Source organism: Streptomyces sp. NBC_00727, from assembly GCF_045161745.1.
Taxonomy (GTDB): Bacteria; Actinomycetota; Actinomycetes; order Streptomycetales; family Streptomycetaceae; genus Streptomyces.
In genome coordinates this window covers 972,594-993,699 of sequence record NZ_CP108981.1, presented here as the reverse complement: position 1 = coordinate 993,699, position 21,106 = coordinate 972,594, and the positions used below count along the sequence as shown (strand labels likewise).

18 protein-coding genes and 1 pseudogene are annotated in these 21,106 nt (G+C 71.4%); 15 read left to right on the top strand and 4 right to left on the bottom strand.

The annotated features are described in order from the left end of the window. Positions 1-173: 173 nt before the first annotated feature. Together OG242_RS04180 and OG242_RS04175 are read right to left on the bottom strand one after the other, a co-directional pair. On the bottom strand, positions 174-1,403 hold the full coding sequence (locus OG242_RS04180) for a DUF349 domain-containing protein (protein ID WP_405896848.1): 1,230 nt from the start codon (positions 1,401-1,403) through the stop codon (positions 174-176). 174 nt (positions 1,404-1,577) lie between these two features. After that, on the bottom strand, positions 1,578-2,390 hold the full coding sequence (locus OG242_RS04175) for a peptidylprolyl isomerase (protein WP_405896847.1): 813 nt from the start codon (positions 2,388-2,390) through the stop codon (positions 1,578-1,580). A 149-nt stretch (positions 2,391-2,539) separates the two neighbouring features. On the opposite strand from OG242_RS04175, the gene OG242_RS04170 reads away from it, so the two are divergent. The 4 genes from OG242_RS04170 to OG242_RS04155 all read left to right on the top strand — a co-directional run bounded on the left by OG242_RS04170 (position 2,540) and on the right by OG242_RS04155 (position 6,886). Then, complete coding sequence (locus tag OG242_RS04170; RefSeq protein WP_405896846.1) at positions 2,540-3,235, top strand: MBL fold metallo-hydrolase; 696 nt, start codon at positions 2,540-2,542, stop codon at positions 3,233-3,235. Between the two features lie 13 nt (positions 3,236-3,248). Then, entirely contained in the window at positions 3,249-4,511 is a 1,263-nt protein-coding gene (hisS, locus tag OG242_RS04165; protein WP_405896845.1) for a histidine--tRNA ligase, read from the top strand. Between the two features lie 277 nt (positions 4,512-4,788). After that, positions 4,789-5,424, top strand: a complete 636-nt coding sequence (locus OG242_RS04160) for a vitamin K epoxide reductase family protein (protein ID WP_405896844.1) — start codon at positions 4,789-4,791, stop codon at positions 5,422-5,424. A gap of 85 nt (positions 5,425-5,509) precedes the next feature. Then, complete coding sequence (locus tag OG242_RS04155; RefSeq protein ID WP_405896843.1) at positions 5,510-6,886, top strand: replication-associated recombination protein A; 1,377 nt, start codon at positions 5,510-5,512, stop codon at positions 6,884-6,886. Positions 6,887-6,904: 18 nt separating this feature from the next. Here the strand turns inward: OG242_RS04155 and OG242_RS04150 are convergent, their stop codons facing one another. Beyond that, on the bottom strand, positions 6,905-7,606 hold the full coding sequence (locus tag OG242_RS04150) for a DUF2470 domain-containing protein (protein WP_405896842.1): 702 nt from the start codon (positions 7,604-7,606) through the stop codon (positions 6,905-6,907). 188 nt (positions 7,607-7,794) lie between these two features. Between OG242_RS04150 and rpsD the strand changes: the two genes are divergently transcribed. Beyond that, on the top strand, positions 7,795-8,409 hold the full coding sequence (rpsD, locus tag OG242_RS04145; RefSeq protein WP_018524225.1) for a 30S ribosomal protein S4: 615 nt from the start codon (positions 7,795-7,797) through the stop codon (positions 8,407-8,409). Positions 8,410-8,427: 18 nt separating this feature from the next. On the opposite strand, the pseudogene OG242_RS04140 reads toward rpsD, so the two are convergent. Continuing rightward, a pseudogene (locus tag OG242_RS04140) lies at positions 8,428-10,669 on the bottom strand (ATP-binding protein). Positions 10,670-10,883: 214 nt separating this feature from the next. On the opposite strand from OG242_RS04140, the gene OG242_RS04135 reads away from it, so the two are divergent. The 10 genes from OG242_RS04135 (at position 10,884) to aroQ (ending at position 21,081) form a co-directional block, all read left to right on the top strand. Next, positions 10,884-11,324 carry a DUF948 domain-containing protein gene (locus OG242_RS04135; protein ID WP_132904150.1) on the top strand — a complete coding sequence of 147 codons (441 nt, stop codon included), beginning with the start codon at positions 10,884-10,886 and terminating at the stop codon, positions 11,322-11,324. A 7-nt stretch (positions 11,325-11,331) separates the two neighbouring features. Further along, positions 11,332-11,685, top strand: a complete 354-nt coding sequence (locus tag OG242_RS04130; RefSeq protein ID WP_405896841.1) for a DUF6167 family protein — start codon at positions 11,332-11,334, stop codon at positions 11,683-11,685. After that, positions 11,685-14,354, top strand: coding sequence for an alanine--tRNA ligase (gene alaS / locus OG242_RS04125; protein WP_405896840.1), 2,670 nt, complete (start codon positions 11,685-11,687; stop codon positions 14,352-14,354). The genes OG242_RS04130 and alaS overlap by 1 nt, the downstream gene beginning before the upstream one ends. 8 nt (positions 14,355-14,362) lie before the next feature. Then, a complete protein-coding gene (gene ruvX / locus OG242_RS04120) occupies positions 14,363-14,836 on the top strand; it encodes a Holliday junction resolvase RuvX (RefSeq protein ID WP_405896839.1) in 474 nt (157 codons plus the stop codon). A gap of 95 nt (positions 14,837-14,931) precedes the next feature. Further along, positions 14,932-16,860 carry an endolytic transglycosylase MltG gene (mltG, locus tag OG242_RS04115; RefSeq protein ID WP_405896838.1) on the top strand — a complete coding sequence of 643 codons (1,929 nt, stop codon included), beginning with the start codon at positions 14,932-14,934 and terminating at the stop codon, positions 16,858-16,860. Then, a complete protein-coding gene (locus OG242_RS04110; protein WP_405896837.1) occupies positions 16,857-17,684 on the top strand; it encodes a shikimate dehydrogenase in 828 nt (275 codons plus the stop codon). Before mltG ends, OG242_RS04110 begins: the two co-directional genes overlap by 4 nt. Positions 17,685-17,829: 145 nt before the next feature. Then, positions 17,830-19,014: a chorismate synthase gene (aroC, locus tag OG242_RS04105; protein ID WP_405896836.1), complete on the top strand. Its 1,185-nt coding sequence runs from the start codon at positions 17,830-17,832 to the stop codon at positions 19,012-19,014. Further along, complete coding sequence (locus OG242_RS04100; RefSeq protein WP_405896835.1) at positions 19,011-19,553, top strand: shikimate kinase; 543 nt, start codon at positions 19,011-19,013, stop codon at positions 19,551-19,553. The genes aroC and OG242_RS04100 overlap by 4 nt, the downstream gene beginning before the upstream one ends. Then, positions 19,550-20,644 (top strand): 3-dehydroquinate synthase, encoded by a 1,095-nt coding sequence (gene aroB / locus OG242_RS04095; protein ID WP_405896834.1) that lies wholly within the window; start codon positions 19,550-19,552, stop codon positions 20,642-20,644. The genes OG242_RS04100 and aroB overlap by 4 nt, the downstream gene beginning before the upstream one ends. Continuing rightward, positions 20,641-21,081, top strand: coding sequence for a type II 3-dehydroquinate dehydratase (aroQ, locus tag OG242_RS04090; protein WP_018524238.1), 441 nt, complete (start codon positions 20,641-20,643; stop codon positions 21,079-21,081). Before aroB ends, aroQ begins: the two co-directional genes overlap by 4 nt. The last annotated feature ends 25 nt before the right edge of the window (positions 21,082-21,106 follow it).

Below are 21,106 nucleotides of genomic sequence, written 5' to 3'. Positions count from 1 at the left end.
CAAGGGAATCCGGCCCAGCCGTGCGGCCTGCCGGTGCGAAGATCGTCACCCCCGGGGCCGTTCCGTTTCATTGCCTGTTCCCGGCAGTCGTCGCCCCCTCGTCATTGCCCTGCGCACGCGGAGGGGGCCTCCCCGCGTACACGGGAAGGCCCCCTCCGGACTGCTGCGCGCTGTCAGCCGCCGAACTCCTCCAGGCCCTTGAGCGCCTGGTCGAGCAGGGCCTGCCGGCCCTCCAGCTCGCGGGCCAGCTTGTCCGCCCGGGCGTTGTTGCCCGAGGCGCGGGCCGTGTCGATCTGTCCGCGCAGCTTGTCCACGGCCGCCTGGAGCTGACCGGTCAGACCCGCGGCGCGCGCCCGCGCCTCCGGGTTCGTCCGGCGCCACTCGGTCTCCTCGGCCTCCTGGAGCACCCGCTCCACCGCCTGCATCCGCCCCTCGACCTTCGGACGGGCGTCACGCGGTACGTGGCCGATGGCCTCCCAGCGCTCGTTGAGGGCCCGGAACGCGGACCTGGCCGCCTTCAGGTCCGTCACCGGCACCAGCTTCTCGGCCTCATCGGCGAGCTCCTCCTTGAGCTTGAGGTTCTCGCCCTGCTCCGCGTCCCGCTCCGCGAAGACCTCGCCACGGGCGGCGAAGAAGACGTCCTGGGCACCGCGGAAACGGTTCCACAGGTCGTCCTCGGCCTCGCGCTGGGCGCGGCCCGCCGCCTTCCACTGGGTCATCAGGTCGCGGTAGCGGGCGGCCGTCGTCCCCCAGTCCGTGGACCCGGAGAGCGCCTCGGCCTCGACGACCAGCCGCTCCTTGACCTTGCGGGCCTCCTCGCGCTGGGCGTCCAGCGAGGCGAAGTGGGCCTTGCGGCGCTTGGAGAACGCCGAGCGGGCGTGCGAGAAGCGGTGCCACAGCTCGTCGTCGGACTTGCGGTCGAGCCGGGGCAGGCCCTTCCACGTGTCCACGAGGGCACGGAGCCGCTCGCCCGCGGAGCGCCACTGCTCGCTCCGCGCCAGGTCCTCGGCCTCGGCGACCAGGGCTTCCTTGGCGTGCTTCGACTCGTCGGCCTGCTTCGCCTTCTGTGCCTTGCGCTCCTCGCGCCGCGAGTCGACCGTCGCGACGAGCGCGTCCAGCCGCTTGCGCAGCGCGTCCAGGTCGCCGACGGCGTGGTGCTCGTCGACCTGGCCGCGCAGGTGCTCGATGGCGGTCGTCGCGTCCTTCGCGGACAGATCGGTGGTCTTCACCCGCCGTTCGAGGAGGCCGATCTCGACCACAATTCCCTCGTACTTGCGCTCGAAGTAGGCCAGGGCCTCCTCCGGTGAACCGGCCTGCCACGATCCGACGACCTGCTCGCCGTCGGCTGTACGCACGTACACGGTGCCCGTCTCATCGACACGGCCCCACGGGTCGCTGCTCACAGCGCCTCCTCCACCTGATGCCCGCGAGGGGATCACCCCCCTGGCATCGTCCACAGTTTCCTGGGGCGGGCAGCGCCCGCCCTGCACGACGCCAATCTAGGCGACGGGCCGCCCGGCTGTCCGCACTCGGCGAGGCCGGATTTATTCGGCCCCGCCGTGCGCCCGCCCCCGGGATCACACCTTGTCGACGGTGAGCTTCGAGATGTTCACGGCCTTCTTCGGTGCACCGTCGGCGCCGCCGCCGTCCACACCCGCCTTGCCGATGGCCTCGACGGTCTTCAGCGACTTCTCGTCCATCGTGCCGAACGGCGTGTAACTGGGCGGCAGTTTGCTGTCCTTGTACACGAGGAAGAACTGGCTGCCGCCGGTGTGCGCCTGACCGGTGTTGGCCATCGCCACCGTGCCCGCCGGGTACGTCACCGCGCCGTCCGCGCCCGCCTTGCCCAGCGCCGTCAAATTCTCGTCGGGGATCGTGTAGCCGGGGCCGCCCGTGCCGTCGCCCTTGGGGTCGCCGCACTGCAGGACGAAAATGCCGTCCGTGGTCAGCCGGTGGCACTTGGTCCCGTCGAAGAACTTCTTGTCGGCCAGCGACTTGAACGAGTTCGTCGTGTGCGGGGTCTTCGACGCGTCCATGGTGAACGCGATGTCGCCCTGGCTCGTCTTGAGCGACATCGTGTACTCGGCCTTCTTGTCGATCTTCATCGCCGGCTCCGGCTTCGCCTCCTCCGTGGCCGAGGGCGAGGGCGAGGGCGCGGGCGAGGCCTCGGCGGACGGGCTCTGGCTCGCCGCCGCGTCCGTCCTGTCCTTGTCGTCGTCCCCGCTGGTGGCGAGGTACGTGGCACCGCCGATGACCGCCACCACGGCCACCGCCGAGGTGATGACGAGCGCCAGCCGCCTCGTCCGGCGGCGCGCCTCCTCCCGGCGCTGCTGCTGCCGCTCGTACTTCTCCCTGGCGAGCTGCCGCCGCCGCTGATCGCTGGTGACCACCGGGTGTTCTCCCTTGTACGTCGTGTGTTCGGGCCTGGGTTGCCCCGTACCGTATATGGGTTAGCTGTGGAATGAGGAGCGCCGGTAGGCTCTGAACTGCTGCGACCTCGCAGCCGCCCCTGCCTGTAGGACGACCATTAAGGACGATCGTGCTGATTGCCGGGTTCCCCGCCGGGGCCTGGGGGACCAACTGTTACCTGGTCGCCCCCGCCGCGGGTGAGGAGTGCGTGATCATCGACCCGGGCCACCAGGCCGCCGCCGGGGTCGAGGAGGCGCTGAAGAAGCATCGGCTGAAGCCCGTCGCCGTCGTCCTCACCCACGGCCACATCGACCACGTCGCCTCGGTCGTCCCGGTGTGCGGCGCGCACGACGTCCCCGCCTGGATCCACCCCGAGGACCGCTACATGATGAGCGATCCGGAGAAGGCCCTCGGCCGCTCCATCGGGACGCCGCTCATGGGCGAGCTGACGGTGGGGGAGCCGGACGACGTCCAGGAGCTGACCGACGGAGCGCGGCTGCGGCTCGCGGGCATGGAGTTCGGCGTCTCGCACGCGCCCGGCCATACCAAGGGGTCGGTGACGTTCAGGATGCCCGAGACCCCGGAGGTACCCCAGGTCCTCTTCTCGGGCGACCTGCTCTTCGCCGGCTCCGTCGGACGCACCGACCTGCCCGGCGGCGACCATGCCGAGCTCCTCGAGTCGCTGGCCCGTGTGTGCCTGCCGCTCGACGACTCGACCGTGGTGCTGTCCGGCCACGGCCCCCAGACGACCATCGGCCGCGAGCGCGCCACCAACCCGTTCCTGACCGGAATGAGCGGTGTGGACGCGCCCCGGCGAGGAATGTGACGAGAGCGGAATCGTGAGCACCTTCAAGGCCCCCAAGGGCACGTACGACCTGACCCCGCCGGACTCCGCGAAGTACCTCGCGGTGCGTGAGGCGATCGCCGCACCGCTGAAGAACTCCGGCTACGGCTACATCGAGACCCCGGGCTTCGAGGACGTGGCCCTCTTCTCGCGCGGCGTCGGCGAGTCCACCGACATCGTGACCAAGGAGATGTACACCCTCACCACCAAGGGCGGCTCCCAGCTCGCCCTGCGCCCCGAGGGCACCGCGTCCGTGCTGCGCGCCGCCCTGGAGGCCAACCTCCACAAGCTCGGCAACCTGCCGGTCAAGCTCTGGTACTCCGGCTCGTACTACCGCTACGAGCGCCCGCAGAAGGGACGCTACCGCCACTTCTCGCAGGTCGGGGCCGAGGCCATCGGCGCCGAGGACCCGGCGCTCGACGCCGAGCTGATCATCCTGGCCGACCAGGCGTACCGCGCGCTGGGCCTGCGCGAGTTCCGCATCCTGCTGAACTCGCTGGGCGACAAGGAGTGCCGGCCCGTCTACCGCGACGCGCTCCAGGGTTTCCTGCGCGAGCTGGACCTGGACGAGGAGACCCGCCGGCGCATCGAGATCAACCCGCTGCGGGTCCTCGACGACAAGCGCCCCGAGGTCCAGAAGCAGCTGACCGGCGCCCCCGTGCTGCGCGACTTCCTGTGCGACGCCTGCAAGGCGTACCACGAGGAGGTCCGCGACCTGCTCAACGAGGCGGGCGTGATCTACGAGGACGACGAGAGGCTCGTCCGCGGCCTCGACTACTACACGCGCACCACCTTCGAGTTCGTCCACGACGGCCTCGGCTCGCAGTCGGCGGTGGGCGGCGGCGGCCGCTACGACGGCCTCTCCGAGATGATCGGCGGCCCGGCGCTCCCGTCGGTCGGCTGGGCGCTCGGCGTGGACCGCACGGTCCTGGCCCTGGAGGCGGAGGGCATCGAGCTGGAGCTGCCCTCCACCACCAGCGTCTTCGCCGTTCCGCTGGGCGAGGAGGCCCGCCGGGTCCTGTTCGGCGTCGTCACGCAGCTGCGCCGGGAGGGCGTGGCCGCGGACTTCGCGTACGGCGGCCGGGGGCTGAAGGGCGCGATGAAGAGCGCCAACCGCTCGGGCGCCCGGTTCACGATCGTCGCCGGTGAGCGCGACCTGGCCGAGGGCCACGTCCAGCTCAAGGACATGGAGTCCGGCGAGCAGACGCCGGTCCCGGTGTCCGACGTCGTCGAGACGGTCCGCGCGCGCCTGGCGTGAGACGTGCCTGGGGGGCGGCCTGCCCGCCCCCGGGGCCACGTCAACCTGAGGAGCGCGGATTCATCCCGCACGGTGATTCCGTCCGCGCTCTCGGTGACGTCCGGGTGACGGCCGGCGGGCGGTGATCGCCCTCGTCGTGGCTGCGGGGCGGGGGTTCCGCTCCTACGCCGCCCCGTATTCATGTGCACGTCTTTATGTGCATCGAACGGAAGAGCGGCCGAGCTGTGCGGCACAATGACCCTGCCCCAGCAGGCTACTCAGTGACGGAAACGGCGATATGACGACTGCAGCGGTTGACCATCCCTCCTCCGACCAGGACGAGCGCGGCGGGAAGCGGACCATCGGCGGCAGCCGTGCGCTGGCCATCCTGCTGGTGATCACGGGCGCCGCCGGAACGCTCGCCGCATGGGTCATCACGCTGGACAAGCTCAAGATGATGGAGGACCCGTCCTTCATTCCGGGCTGCAGCCTCAACCCCGTGGTGGCCTGCGGCAACATCATGAAGAGCGAGCAGGCCTCCGCCTTCGGCTTCCCCAACCCCTGGCTCGGCATGGTCACCTACCCGGTGATCATCGGTATCGGCCTGGCCCTGCTCGCCGGTGCGCGCTTCCGCCCGTGGTACTGGCTCGGCATGAACGCGGGCACGCTGTTCGGCGTCGGCTTCTGCACCTGGCTCCAGTACCAGTCGCTGTACAACATCAACTCGCTGTGCCTGTGGTGCTGCCTGGCCTGGGTCGCCACCATCTTCATGTTCTGCTACGTCACCACGCACAACATCCGGCACGGGATCATCCCCGCGCCCTCCTGGCTGCGCAACGGCATCACCGAGTTCCACTGGGTGCCCCCGGTGCTGTGGATCGGCATCATCGGCATGCTGATCCTGACCCGCTGGTGGGACTTCTGGACCAGCTGACCTGCTGAGACCTGCGCCTCCCTCACCGCCGGGCCGGACATCCGGCCCGGCGGCGTTGTCAGTGGGGTGGCATAGGCTTCGAGACGTGGAGCCCGACCTCTTTACCGCAGCTGCCGAAGACCGCCAGGAGAAGGACCCGTCCAGCAGCCCCCTCGCTGTCCGGATGCGTCCGCGTACGCTCGACGAGGTCGTGGGCCAGCAACACCTGCTCAAGCCGGGCTCGCCGCTGCGCCGCCTGGTCGGCGAGGGCAGCGGGGGACCGGCGGGGCCCTCGTCGGTGATCCTCTGGGGCCCGCCCGGCATCGGCAAGACCACCCTCGCGTACGTGGTCAGCAAGGCGACGAACAAGCGGTTCGTCGAGCTCTCCGCCATCACCGCGGGCGTCAAGGAAGTGCGCGCCGTGATCGACGGCGCCCGACGCGCCACCGGTGGCTACGGCAAGGAGACCGTCCTCTTCCTCGACGAGATCCACCGCTTCTCCAAGGCCCAGCAGGACTCCCTGCTCCCCGCCGTGGAGAACCGCTGGGTCACCCTGATCGCCGCGACCACCGAGAACCCGTACTTCTCCGTCATCTCCCCGCTGCTCTCGCGCTCGCTGCTGCTGACGCTGGAGCCCCTGACCGACGACGACCTGCGCGGTCTGCTGCGCCGCGCCCTCACCGACGAGCGCGGGCTGGGCGGCGCGGTGACGCTGCCGGAGGACGCGGAGGGGCACCTGCTGCGCATAGCGGGGGGCGACGCGCGCCGGGCGCTGACCGCCCTGGAGGCCGCCGCCGGGGCGGCGCTGTCCAAGCAGGAGACGGAGATCACGCTCCTCACGCTGGAGGAGACGGTCGACCGGGCCGCCGTGAAGTACGACCGGGACGGCGACCAGCACTACGACGTGGCGAGCGCGCTGATCAAGTCGATCCGGGGCTCCGACGTCGACGCGGCGCTCCACTACCTGGCCCGCATGATCGAGGCGGGGGAGGACCCCCGGTTCATCGCCCGGCGGCTGATGATCTCGGCCAGCGAGGACATCGGCCTCGCCGACCCCACCGCGCTGCCCACCGCGGTCGCCGCGGCCCAGGCGGTGGCCCTGATCGGCTTCCCGGAGGCCGCGCTCACCCTCAGCCACGCCACCATCGCCCTGGCGCTGGCCCCCAAGTCCAACGCGGCCACGCTGGCGATCTCCGCCGCCCGCGAGGACGTCCGCAAGGGGCTGGCCGGTCCGGTCCCGGCCCATCTGCGCGACGGCCACTACAAGGGCGCGGCCAAGCTCGGCCACGCCCAGGGCTACGTCTACCCGCACGACGTGCCCGGAGGCATCGCCGCCCAGCAGTACGCGCCGGACGCCGTGACCGACAAGCGGTACTACCGCCCCACCCGCTACGGCGCCGAGGCGCGGTACGCGGACGTGGTGGACCGGGTCAGGGAGCGGCTCGGCCGGACGGACGGAGAGGAAGGGGCGGGCCCGGCCTGAGCGGGCCCCGCGCGCCTCTCAGCCGGCCGCCGCCGCGAAGAGCGTGTGCATGGCGTGGCTGAGCTCCACCACGTCCCGCACCGGCCGGGGGAACTCGAAGCGGGCGTCGAAGCAGCCGCCCTCCTGCTCGCAGAAGCGCACCCGCAGCCCGAACCGGTCCAGCGCCAGTGGCACCACCGCCGGCCGGTGCTCGGGGCAGGAGCACACGGCCCGCCGGCCGAGCAGCTCGCACAGCGACGCCAACTCCTCCGTGTGCGAGGAGTAGAGGTGCTGGAGCAGGTCGGCCTCGTGGAGGGCGAGCGGGTCGGGGGCGGCGTCGCGGAAGCTGTCCGCGTCGACGCACTCCACCCCGCACAGGTCGTCGGTGTGGGCCTCGCTCGTCTCCAGGCGCAGCATCATCCGCCCGGGGCCGGCCATGCCGGGCACGGAGGTCAGCCAGCCGCTGACCCGGGCACGGCCGCGGATACGGTGGGGTACGGAGACCGGGGCGACGTCCGTGATCTCCAGCACGGCCGGCAGCTCGTCGTCCTGGGCGTGCGTGGCGGCCCGGACGGCCGGGGATTCCGCGGGGAACTCCAGGAACAGGTCGCCGTCGGGGCCGACGCCCCGGGACAGCGGCATGAGCTGGTCCGAGCCCACTGTTTCGAGCCCGGGCACGAGCAGTACCGCGGAGCAGGTACTCTGTACGAGAGTTCGTGTGCGCTCGGCTGCTGACGGCATCCGTGTGATTTCAAGCCCGCTGGGACGCGGCTGACCACGATCTGATCGGTCCTCCGTCATCTCGACGCCATCAGGCGCGTCGATGCTGTCTGTGCTGTCCGTGACGTGTGTGGTGTTCCCAGGGCGAGACATGCGATCTCCTTGAGTAAGGTGAGCCTAACCTAACCTACAACGGAGGTCTGGAGAACGTGCCTAATCAGTCGCGTCCCAAGGTCAAGAAGAGCCGCGCGCTCGGCATCGCGCTGACGCCGAAGGCCGTCAAGTACTTCGAGGCCCGCCCCTACCCGCCGGGCGAGCACGGCCGCGGCCGCAAGCAGAACTCGGACTACAAGGTCCGTCTGCTCGAGAAGCAGCGTCTGCGCGCGCAGTACGACATCAGCGAGCGCCAGATGGCGCGTGCCTACGACCGCGCCAAGAAGGCCGAGGGCAAGACGGGCGAGGCGCTCGTCGTCGAGCTCGAGCGCCGTCTCGACGCGCTGGTCCTGCGTTCGGGCATCGCCCGGACCATCTACCAGGCCCGCCAGATGGTCGTCCACGGCCACATCGAGGTCAACGGTGGCAAGGTCGACAAGCCGTCGTTCCGCGTCCGCCCGGACGACGTCGTCCAGGTCCGCGAGCGCAGCCGCTCCAAGGTCCCCTTCCAGGTGGCCCGCGAGGGTGGTTACGACACCGACGGCGAGACCCCGCGCTACCTGCAGGTGAACCTGAAGGCCCTGGCCTTCCGCCTTGACCGGGACCCGAACCGCAAGGAAATCCCCGTGATCTGCGACGAGCAGCTCGTCGTCGAGTACTACGCCCGCTGATCCAGGCGTAGCCGCTCTTCACCGGCGCTCAGGCCCGCCCCTTCCCGGTCCCCGGGGAGGCGGCGGGCTTTCGCGTTCTTCCGGGCGCGGGCCCGGCGGCCCCGGCCGGCTCCCCGCCCCCGGCCTCCCCCTGCTCGCGCCCGTCCGGCCGCGCCAGGAGCGCCCGGGCGACCGCCGCGTCGGGCCCCAGCTCCCCGCCCGCGCCCAGCGCCGCCGCGTACCGCGTCCCGCCCAGCTCGCGCCGGGCCAGCTCCGCGCAGCGGGCCCTCGGCGCCCCGTAGTGCGCCGAGCCGAACAGCGGCAGCCCCACCGATGGCCAGATCCGGTCGGCGGCCCCCTGGAGCAGCGCCGCCTCGGCCGCGTCGCCCTCGGTCACCGTGACGAGGGCCAGCAGTTCCAGGGCGAGTACGGTGCCGAGCAGGTCGTGGAACGTCCGGCTGATGGACAGCGACTCCTCCAGCAGCCCCCGGGCCCGCTCCGGACACCCGCGCTGCAGGGCGGCGTGGGCCAGGACGTACAGCGCGTAGCTCAGGGCCCACCGCTCGCCGTGGTCCTCGCAGATGTCCCGGACCTCCTCGCAGATCGCGACGGCCTGCTCCGGGTCCCCCAGGAAGCCGGTGGACATGGCCAGCTCGACCTGGGCCATCAGGACGTTGCTGTTCAGCTCGCCCAGCTCGCGGTAGCGGCCGAGCGCGTCGCCCAGCAGATCCCGGGCGCGCTCCATGTCGTCGGTGACCAGGGCCAGGCAGCCGGTGCGGTGCACGGCGTACGCGGCCGCGGCGGCGTCGCCCGCGGCCTCCGCCTCCTCCCGGCACTCCGTCAGGGCGGAGATCGCGCCCACCGGGTCGCCCTGGAGGACCGCGACGTAACCCAGCACCCACAGGGCCTTCAGCCGCGAGGCGTCGTACGGGGTCTCCTCCTCCAGGACGTGGTCCAGCCAGTGCCGGCCCTCGGACAGCCGCCCGCAGCCAACCCACAGGAACCAGAGCGTGGCCGCCAGGTACTGGGCGAGGTGCGCCTCCTGCGGGGTCTCCAGCGAACACTCCATGGCCCGGCGCAGGTTCGGCAGCTCGCTCTCCACCCGGGCCGCCACCTCCGCCTGCCGGGGGCTGAACCAGTCCAGCTCGCACCAGGTCGCCAGCCCCAGGAACCAGTCGCGGTGCCGGCGGCGCAGCCGGTCGGTGTCCCCGGTGGCGGCCAGCCACTCGGCGCCGTACTCGCGCACCGTGTCCAGCATCCGGTAGCGGGTGCCCACGGGGGAGTCCTCGCGCAGCACCACGGACTGCGCCAGCAGCCCGGAGAGCACGTCGAGCACCGAGTCGGCGGGCAGGTCGGGGCCGCTGCAGATGTACTCGACGGCCTCCAGGTCGAACTGCCCGGCGAAGACCGAGAGCCGGGCCCACAGCAGCCGCTGCGGCGGGGTGCACAGCTCATGGCTCCAGCCGATGGCCGTGCGCAGCGTCTGGTGCCGGTCGAGGGCGCCCCGGGTGGATCCGGTCAGCAGCCGGAAGCGGTCGTCGAGGCGTTGCAGCACCTGCTCGGTGGACAGGGCCCGCAGCCGTCCGGCGGCCAGTTCGAGGGCGAGCGGGATCCCGTCCAGCCGGCGGCACAGCTCCAGGGCCGGGCCGCGGCTGCGGTCGGTCACCCGGAAGTCCGGGCGCACCCCGGCGGCCCGCTCGGCGAACAGCCGGAGCGCGTCCTCGTCCGTCATGGTGGCGAGCGGGTGGACGGCCTCGCCCTCCACTTCCAGCGGCAGCCGGCCCGCCGCGAGCACCCGCAGCCGCGGGGCGCGGCGCAGCAGCTCCCGTACCAGCGCGGCGCAGTCGTCCACCAGGTGTTCGAAGCCGTCGAGGACCAGCAGGAGGTCGCGGTCGGCGCAGTGCTCGACGAGGGCGGCGCGGGGTGGCCTGACGGTGTGGTCGTTGAGGCCGAGGGCGTCGGCCACGGCGTGCTCCAGCAGCCCGGCGTCGTGGACGGTGGACAGCTCCACCAGCCACACCCCGTCGCAGTACCGTTTCTCCAGCAGGGCCGCGGTCCTGCTGACCAGCCGGGTCTTGCCGACGCCGCCCACCCCGGTGACCGTGACGAGTCTGGAGTCCTCCAGCGACCGCGCCAGTGCGGCCAGTTCGCTCTCGCGCCCCACGAAGTCGTTCAGCTCGGCGGGCAGGTTGCCCGGGTGCGGGAGCCTGCCGGTGTCGCGGCCGGCGTCCGGGGTACCGGAGTCGTCGTCGGGCGAGAAGGGGGGCTGAGGGCGTCGCATGAAACACGCAGAGTACTGGCTTGAAAGCACTCCGTACAATCTCGTCTCCCGGACTCCCGTCGCCCGGCCGGTCGGGCGGTACGGGGCGTGAGCCCCGGCGCGATAGGCTCGGGGGAAGGTGACCGGCCACCATGCGGGCCCTCGCCGCAGAGCAAGCGAACAAGACAGAGACAGACGACAAGCCAGAGAGCGGTGCACTGTGTCCGGTGGTGAGGTGGCCGGAATCCTGGTGGCCGTCTTCTGGGCGATCCTGGTTTCGTTCCTCGCCGTCGTGCTGGTGAGGCTTGCCCAGACGCTCAGGGCGACCACCAGACTCGTGGCGGACGTGACCGAACAGGCCGTCCCCCTGCTGGCGGACGCGTCCGCGACCGTACGCTCCGCGCAGACCCAGCTCGACAAGGTCGACGCCATCGCGACGGACGTACAGGAAGTCACCTCCAACGCATCGGCGCTCTCCACCACCGTCGCCTCCACCTTCGGCGGCCCGCTGGTCAAGGTCGCGGCGTTCGGCTACGGCGTACGGCAGGCCATCGGCCGCCGCTCCGCCCCCGAACCGGAGGCGCGCTCCAGGCGCGCGGTGATCGTCGGCCGGACCGTACCGTCGGCGCGCGGCAGGAAGCGCAACGGCCGAAATTCCCGCGGATCTAAGGACTGACGCAGCGATGTTCCGCCGTACGTTCTGGTTCACCGCCGGCGCAGCCGCCGGGGTGTGGGCCACCACCAAGGTCAACCGGAAGATCAAGCAGCTGACCCCCGAGAGCCTCGCGGCGCAGGCCGCGGACAAGGCGATCGTCGCCGGTCACAAGCTCAAGGACTTCGCGCTGGACGTCCGCGAGGGCATGGTCAGGCGCGAGGCCGAACTCGGCGAGGCGCTGGGCCTGGAGGCCCAGGACGCCCCCGAGCTCCCCGTGCCGCGCCACCTGGCCGTCGAGGCGGCCGAGCCGGAGACCCACCGGGCCCCCGCCACGTACCGCAAGCTCCCCTATAACTCGTACAACCGGAATGAGGACCACTGATGGAGTCGGCAGAAATTCGTCGCCGCTGGCTGAGCTTCTACGAGGAGCGCGGTCACACCGTTGTCCCTTCGGCGTCGCTCATCGCGGACGACCCGACTCTGCTGCTGGTCCCCGCCGGCATGGTGCCCTTCAAGCCCTACTTCCTCGGTGAGGTCAAGCCGCCCGCCCCGCGCGTCACCAGCGTGCAGAAGTGCGTGCGTACGCCGGACATCGAGGAGGTCGGCAAGACCACCCGGCACGGCACCTTCTTCCAGATGTGCGGCAACTTCTCCTTCGGCGACTACTTCAAGGAAGGCGCCATCGCGTACGCCTGGGAGCTGCTGACCGGCTCCGTGGCGGACGGCGGCTTCGGGCTCGACCCCGAGCGCCTGTGGATCACCGTCTACCTGGACGACGACGAGGCCGAGGCCATCTGGCGCGACAGGATCGGCGTCCCGGCCGATCGCATCCAGCGCCTGGGCAAGAAGGACAACTTCTGGTCCATGGGCGTCCCCGGCCCGTGCGGTCCCTGCTCCGAGATCAACTACGACCGCGGCCCCGAGTTCGGCGTCGAGGGCGGCCCGGCCGTCAACGACGAGCGGTACGTGGAGATCTGGAACCTGGTCTTCATGCAGTACGAGCGCGGCGCCGGCGAGGGCAAGGACGACTTCCCCATCCTCGGCGACCTGCCCTCCAAGAACATCGACACCGGTCTCGGCCTCGAACGCCTCGCGATGATCCTGCAGGGCGTGCAGAACATGTACGAGACCGACACCCTGCGCGTCGTCATGGACCGCGCCACCGAGCTGACCGGTGTGCGCTACGGCGCGGCCGACGCCACCGACGTCTCGCTGCGTGTGGTAGCCGACCACATCCGCACCTCCGTCATGCTCATCGGAGACGGGGTCACCCCCGGCAACGAGGGCCGCGGCTACGTGCTGCGCCGCATCATGCGCCGCGCCATCCGCAACATGCGCCTGATGGGCGCCACCGGCTCCATCGTCAACGAGCTGGTCGACGTCGTGATCAACACCATGGGTCAGCAGTACCCGGAGCTGATCACCGACCGCAAGCGCATCGAGACCGTCGCGCTCGCCGAGGAAGCCGCGTTCCTGAAGGCCCTCAAGGGCGGCACCAACATCCTGGAGACCGCGGTCACCGAGACCAAGGCCTCCGGCGGCACGGTCCTCGCCGGCGACAAGGCGTTCCTGCTCCACGACACCTGGGGCTTCCCGATCGACCTGACCCTGGAGATGGCCGCCGAGCAGGGGCTCTCCGTGGACGAGGACGGGTTCCGCCGCCTGATGCAGGAGCAGCGGGCCAAGGCCAAGGCCGACGCCAAGGCCAAGAAGACCGGCCACGCCGACCTGTCCGCCTACCGCGAGGTCGCCGACAACTCCGGCGTCACCGAGTTCACCGGCTACACCACGACCGAGGGCGAGTCGACGATCGTCGGCCTCCTCGTCGACGGTGTCCCCTCGCCCGCCGCCACCGAGGGCGACGAGGTCGAGGTCGTCCTCGACCGCACCCCGTTCTACGCCGAGGGCGGCGGCCAGCTCGCGGACCAGGGCCGCATCCGGCTCGACAGCGGCGCCGTGATCGTCGTCCGCGACGTCCAGCAGCCGGTCCCGGGCGTCTCCGTGCACAAGGGCTCCGTCCAGGTCGGCGAGGTGACGGTCGGCGCCGCCGCCCACGCCGCCATCGACTCCACCCGCCGCCGCGCCATCGCCCGCGCCCACAGCGCCACGCACCTCACGCACCAGGCGCTGCGCGACGCGCTCGGCCCGACGGCCGCCCAGGCCGGTTCGGAGAACTCCCCGGGCCGCTTCCGCTTCGACTTCGGCTCGCCCGCCGCCGTCCCCGGCACGGTCCTGACGGACGTCGAGCAGAAGATCAACGAGGTCCTGGCCCGCGAGCTCGACGTGCAGGCCGAGGTCATGTCGATCGACGACGCGAAGAAGCAGGGCGCCATCGCCGAGTTCGGCGAGAAGTACGGCGAGCGGGTCCGCGTCGTCACCATCGGCGACTTCTCCAAGGAGCTGTGCGGCGGTACGCACGTGCACAACACCGCCCAGCTCGGCCTGGTCAAGCTGCTCGGTGAGTCCTCCATCGGTTCCGGCGTGCGCCGCATCGAGGCCCTGGTCGGCGTCGACGCGTACAACTTCCTGGCCAAGGAGCACACGGTCGTCGCTCAGCTCCAGGAGCTGGTCAAGGGCCGCTCCGAGGAGCTTCCGGAGAAGATCGCGGGCATGCTCGGCAAGCTGAAGGACGCCGAGAAGGAGATCGAGAAGTTCCGCGCGGAGAAGGTCCTCGCGGCCGCCGCCGGTCTCGTGGACTCCGCGAAGGACGTCCGGGGCGTCGCCCTGGTCACCGGCCAGGTGCCGGACGGCACCTCCGCCGACGACCTGCGCAAGCTCGTCCTCGACGTGCGCGGCCGCATCCAGGGCGGCCGCCCGGCCGTCGTCGCGCTGTTCACGACGGCCAACGGGCGCCCGCTGACCGTCATCGCGACCAACGAGGCGGCCCGCGAGCGCGGCCTCAAGGCCGGCGACCTCGTCCGTACCGCCGCCAAGACCCTCGGCGGCGGGGGCGGCGGCAAGCCGGACGTCGCCCAGGGAGGCGGCCAGAACCCCGACGCGATCGGTGACGCCGTCGCCGCCGTCGAACGCCTCGTCGCCGAGACGGCGTGACCACGGACATGCCGCAGATGCGCCGCGGTCGCCGGCTGGCGATCGACGTCGGGGACGCCCGGATCGGGGTCGCCTCGTGCGACCCCGACGGCATCCTCGCGACGCCGGTGGAGACCGTGCCGGGACGCGATGTCCCGGCCGCCCACCGGCGGCTCGGCCAGATCGTCGAGGAGTACGAACCGATCGAGGTCGTCGTCGGCCTGCCGCGCTCCCTGGGCGGCGGCGAGGGGCCCGCGGCCGCCAAGGTGCGCGCCTTCACCGATGTCCTCGCCCGAGCGGTCGCACCCATTCCGGTGCGGTTGGTGGACGAGAGGATGACCACAGTGACGGCGAGTCAGGGGCTGCGTGCCTCGGGCGTGAAGTCCAGAAAGGGCCGTTCCGTCATCGACCAGGCTGCCGCTGTGGTGATCCTGCAGAACGCTCTGGAGTCGGAGCGCGCTTCGGGCAATCCGCCGGGCGAAGGCGTCGAAGTGGTGGTCTGATCGCAATACGGTAACGTTCCGCGCGATGCGGCGGTGTTCGAACAAACACCGCACAGCAAAGAGGCGGAACATCGTCTCGCGGCTCAAGGGGATCGATGACTGAGTATGGCCGGGGCCCCGGCTCCGAACCATGGCATCCCGAGGACCCCTTGTACGGGGAACAGGGATGGGGCGGCCAGCAGGCTGCCAACGGGCAGGCCCAGTACGACGGCCAGAACCAGTACGACGGCCAGAACCAGTACGGCGACAGCACGAACCAGTACGGCGCCCAGCAGCAGTACCCGCAGGGCCAGTACGACCCGTACCAGCAGCAGCCGCACGATCCCTACGCGCAGCAGCAGCAGCACCAGCAGCAGGACCCGTACGCGCAGCAGCAGCACCAGCAGCAGGACCCGTACGCGCAGCAGCAGCACCAGCAGCAGGACCCGTACGCGCAGCAGCAGCACCAGCAGCAGGACCCGTACGCGCAGCAGCAGCACCAGCAGCAGGACCCGTACGCGCAGCAGCAGTACCAGCAGCAGGCGTACGGGCACCAGCACCCGCAGGACCCGTACGGCCAGCCGCAGCAGCAGCCGCAGCAGCCGCAGCCCGGCTACGACACCGGCTGGGACACGGGCCAGCAGGCGATGCCGCCGTACGAGGGCCAGCCCGTCGCCACGTACGGCTACGACGAGACGGGCGACTACTACGGCACCCCTGAGGCGTACCCGCCCCCGCAGCCCCCGGGCCGCCGCGAGGCCGCACCGGCCCCGGCGCCCGAGCAGGCCCCGGACTGGGACCCCGAGGAGCCGCCGGAGGAGACCCACCCCTTCTTCACGGGCGTGGACGAGAAGGACGGCCGCAAGGCGCCCAGGGACGACGACTACGACGACGATGACGACGACTCCCGGGACTCCCGCCGCGGGGACGGCGGTGAGCGCCGCGGCAAGGGCAAGAAAAAGAAGAAGGGCCGCAGCGGCTGCGCGTGTCTGGGCGTCTCCCTCGTCCTGGTCGCCGGCGTCGGCGGAGCGGGCTACTTCGGCTACTCGTTCTACAAGGACAAGTTCGGTCCGGCCCCCGACTACTCGGGCAGCGGCTCGGGCTCGGTCGAGGTGGAGATCCCGAAGGGCTCGTACGGGTACGACATCGGCAACATCCTGAAGAAGGCGGGCGTCGTGAAGAGCGTCGACGCCTTCGTCTCGGCGCAGAACGAGAACCCGAAGGGGAAGTCGATCCAGGCGGGCGTCTACCTCCTGCACTCGGAGATGTCGGCGTCCGAGGCCGTGAAGATGATGGTCGACCCGAAGAGCCAGAACCTTCTGATCATTCCGGAGGGCACGCCGAACCGGCTGGTGTACGCCTCGATCGACACGAAGCTGGGTGTCGGCAAGGGGACGACCGCCAAGGTGGCCAAGAAGGAGGCGGGCAGCCTCGGCCTGCCGGGCTGGGCGAAGAACCACGAGGAAGTTCTGGATCCCCTGGAGGGCTTCCTCTACCCCGCCGCGTACCCGGTGACGAAGGGCATGAAGCCGGAGACCGTCCTCAAGTCGATGGTCTCCCGCGCCAACGAGGAGTACGAGAAGGCCGACCTGGAGGCCAACGCCAAGAAGCTGAATCTCAAGAGCCCCTGGCAGCTGATCACCGTCGCCAGCCTCGTCCAGGCCGAGGGCAAGTACAAGCACGACTTCGACAAGGTCGCACGGGTCGTCTACAACCGGCTCAAGCCCAACAACGTCGAGACCAACGGCCTGCTCGACTTCGACTCCACCGTCAATTATGCGAAGAAGTCGAGCACGCTTGACATTGGCCCGGTGTCGGAGCAGCGGAACTTCAAGCACCCGTACAACACCTACTACATTCACGGTCTGCCGCCGGGCCCCATCAACAACCCCGGTGAGGCCGCTCTGCATTCGGCGATCAAGCCCACCCCCGGCCCCTGGTACTACTTCGTTTCGGTGACCGAGGACAAGACGGTCTTCGCCGTGACCAACGACGAGCACAACCGGAACCGGGAGAAGTACGAGAAGGAGCAGTCCGGGCAGTGAGCACACACCGACGCGCGGCCGTCCTCGGCTCGCCCATCGCGCACTCGCTCTCCCCGGTCCTGCACCGGGCCGCGTACGCCGAGCTCGGGCTCGACGGCTGGTCGTACGACCGGTTCGAGGTCGATGAGCAGGCGTTGCCCGGGTTCATCGAGGGGCTGGACGGGAGCTGGGCCGGGCTTTCGCTCACCATGCCGCTCAAGCGGGCGGTCATCCCGCTGCTCGACGGGATCAGTGACACCGCCGCCTCCGTCGAGGCCGTGAACACCGTGGTCCTCGGCGGGGACGGCCGTCGCACCGGCGACAACACCGACATCCCAGGCATGGCCGCCGCCCTGCGTGAACGCGGCGTCGAGAAGGTGGAGTCCGCCGCGATCCTCGGCGCCGGCGCCACCGCCTCCTCCGCGCTGGCCGCCCTGTCCGGGATCTGCTCCGGGCCCGTCACCGCGTACGTCCGCAGCGCGGCCCGCGCCGACGAGATGCGCGGCTGGGGCGAACGGCTCGGCGTCGAGGTCCGCATCGCCGACTGGGCCGAGGCCGACCGGGCGCTGACCGCGCCCCTCGTCATCGCGACCACCCCCGCCGGCGCTGCCGACGCGCTGGCCGGAGCCGTTCCGGAGCGGCCCGGCACGCTCTTCGACGTGCTGTACGAGCCCTGGCCCACCCGGCTCGCCTCCGCCTGGGCCGAACACGGCGGCGCAGTCGTCGGAGGTCTCGACCTCCTCGTGCACCAGGCCGTCCTCCAGGTCGAGCAGATGACGGGCCGCTCGCCCGCCCCGCTCGCCGCTATGCGCAAGGCCGGGGAACAGGCGCTGGCCGCCCGCTGAAGCCCGCCCGGCCCCGGCCGCGCCGTCCGTCTGCTGGACCGGCGGCCGGTCGGGGGCTCCGTCCGTGGGAGGATCGGGGGCGGCGGGCCAGGGCCGCGCACCCGGTCGCGCCGCTGGATTTCAGGCGCGAGCATGAGGAGCACCGTTGAGCAGGTTGCGCTGGCTGACCGCGGGAGAGTCGCACGGGCCCGCACTGGTGGCGACGCTGGAGGGCCTTCCCGCCGGTGTCCCGGTCACCACGGAGATGGTGGCGGACGCGCTCGCCCGGCGGCGGCTCGGTTACGGCCGCGGTGCGCGGATGAAGTTCGAGCAGGACGAGGTCACCTTCCTCGGCGGTGTCCGGCACGGCCTCACCATGGGCTCCCCGGTCGCCGTGATGGTGGGCAACACCGAGTGGCCCAAGTGGGAGCAGGTCATGTCGGCCGACCCGGTCGACCCCCAGGTGCTGGCCGAGCAGGCCCGTAACGCCCCGCTGACCCGGCCCCGCCCCGGCCACGCCGACCTCGCCGGCATGCAGAAGTACGGCTTCGACGAGGCCCGGCCGGTCCTGGAGCGCGCCAGCGCCCGGGAGACCGCCGCCCGCGTGGCCCTCGGTGCCGTCGCCCGGTCCTACCTCAAGGAGACCGCGGGCATCGAGATCGTCAGCCATGTCGTCGAGCTGGCCGCCGCCAAGGCACCGTACGGGGTCTACCCCGTCCCCGCCGACGTGGAGCGGCTCGACGCCGACCCGGTGCGCTGCCTCGACGCCGACGCGAGCAAGGCGATGGTCGCCGAGATCGACCAGGCCCACAAGGACGGCGACACCCTCGGCGGCGTCGTCGAGGTGCTGGCCTACGGCGTCCCCGTCGGCCTCGGCTCGCACGTGCACTGGGACCGCCGGCTCGACGCCCGCCTCGCCGGTGCGCTCATGGGCATCCAGGCCATCAAGGGCGTCGAGGTCGGCGACGGCTTCGACCTCGCCCGGGTGCCCGGGTCCAAGGCGCACGACGAGATCCTGGCCACCGAGGACGGCATCAAGCGCGCCTCCGGCCGGGCCGGCGGCACCGAGGGCGGCCTCACCACCGGCGAACTGCTGCGCGTCCGCGCCGCCATGAAGCCGATCGCGACCGTGCCGCGCGCCCTGGCCACCATCGACGTGGTGACCGGCGAGGCAGCCAAGGCCCACCACCAGCGCTCCGATGTCTGCGCCGTGCCGGCCGCAGGCATCGTCGCCGAAGCGATGGTCGCCCTGGTCCTGGCCGACGCCGTCGCGGAGAAGTTCGGCGGCGACAGCGTCACCGAGACCCGCCGCAACGTGCAGTCGTACCTCGACCACCTCCAGATCCGATGAGCGGCCCCGTCATCGTCCTGGTCGGGCCGATGGGCGTCGGCAAGTCCACGGTCGGCGAGCTGCTCGCCGGCCGGCTCGGCTCCGGCTACAGGGACACCGACGCCGACGTCGTCGCGACCGCGGGCAAGCCCATCGCCGAGATCTTCTACGACGAGGGCGAGGAGCACTTCCGCGCACTGGAGCGGGACGCCGTCCGCGCCGCCGTCGCCGAGCACACCGGCGTCCTCTCGCTCGGCGGCGGGGCCGTCCTCGACGAGTCGACCCGCGCGCTGCTCGCCGGCCACCCGGTCGTCTACCTCTCGATGGACGTCGACGAGGCGGTCAAGCGCGTCGGGCTCAACACCGCCCGCCCGCTGCTCGCGGTCAACCCGCGCCGGCAGTGGCGCGAGCTGATGGAGGCCCGCCGGCACCTCTACACCGAGGTCGCCCGCACGGTCGTCGCCACCGACGAGCGCACACCCGAAGAGGTCGCCCAGGCGGTCCTCGACGCACTGGAGCTGCCGGACGGGGCCCCGTCCGGCCGGGAGAACACACCATGACCCAGCAGGCACCCACCCGCGTCCACATCGCAGGCAGCGCGGGCACCGACCCGTACGAGGTACTGATCGGCCGACAGCTCCTCGGCGAGCTGCCCGGGCTCATCGGTGAGCGGGCCAAGCGCGTCGCGGTCCTCCACCCCGAGGCGCTCGCCGAGACCGGCGAGGCGGTCCGCCAGGACCTCGCCGACCACGGCTACGAGGCCATCGCGATCCAGCTGCCCAACGCCGAGGAGGCCAAGACCGTCGAGGTCGCCGCCTACTGCTGGAAGGCGCTCGGCCAGACCGGCTTCACCCGCACCGACGTCATCGTCGGCGTCGGCGGAGGCGCCACCACCGACGTCGCGGGCTTCGTCGCCGCGTCCTGGCTGCGCGGGGTGCGCTGGATCGCCGTACCGACGACCGTGCTCGGCATGGTCGACGCGGCCGTCGGCGGCAAGACCGGCATCAACACCGCCGAGGGCAAGAACCTCGTCGGCGCCTTCCACCCGCCGGCCGGGGTCCTCTGCGACCTGGCCGCCCTGGAGTCGCTGCCGGTCCACGACTACGTCTCCGGCATGGCCGAGATCATCAAGGCCGGCTTCATCGTCGACCCGGTGATCCTCGACCTGATCGAAGAGGACCCGCAGGCCGCCCGTACGCCCGCCGGCCCGCACACCGCCGAGCTCATCGAGCGCTCCATCCGGGTCAAGGCCGACGTGGTCTCCAGCGACCTCAAGGAGTCCGGCCTCCGCGAGATCCTCAACTACGGCCACACCCTGGGCCACGCGATCGAGAAGAACGAGCGCTACAAGTGGCGCCACGGCGCCGCCGTCTCCGTCGGCATGGCATTCGCCGCCGAACTGGGCCGCCTGGCCGGCCGCCTGGACGACGCCACCGCCGACCGGCACCGCGCGATCCTGGAGTCCGTCGGGCTGCCGCTCACCTACCGCGGCGACCAGTGGCCCAAGCTGCTGGAGAACATGAAGGTCGACAAGAAGTCCCGCGGCGACCTGCTGCGCTTCATCGTCCTGGACGGCCTCGGCAAGCCCACCGTCCTGGAGGGCCCCGACCCGGCCGTGCTGCTCGCCGCCTACGGGGAGGTCTCCGCATGACGCGCCGGGTCCTCGTGCTCAACGGCCCCAACCTCGGCCGGCTCGGCTCCCGCGAGCCCGACGTCTACGGCTCGACCTCGTACGCCGGGCTCGTCGAGGCCTGCCGCACGCTCGGCAAGGAGCTCGGCTTCGACGCCGACGTGCGCGAGACCAACGACGAGGGCGAGCTGATCCGCTGGCTCCACGAGGCCGCCGACGGTTCGATTCCGGTCGTCATCAACCCCGGTGCCTTCACGCACTACTCGTACGGCATGCGGGACGCGGCCGCCCAGCGCACCGCACCGCTGATCGAGGTGCACATCTCGAACCCGTACGCACGGGAGGAATTCCGCCACACCTCGGTGATCGCCCCGGTCGCCACCGGCACCGTGGCCGGATTCGGCATCGGCTCCTACCGGCTCGCGCTGCGCGCCCTGGCGGACGAACTCACGGACTGAGCAGGCGCCTCGGGCACCCCAGACC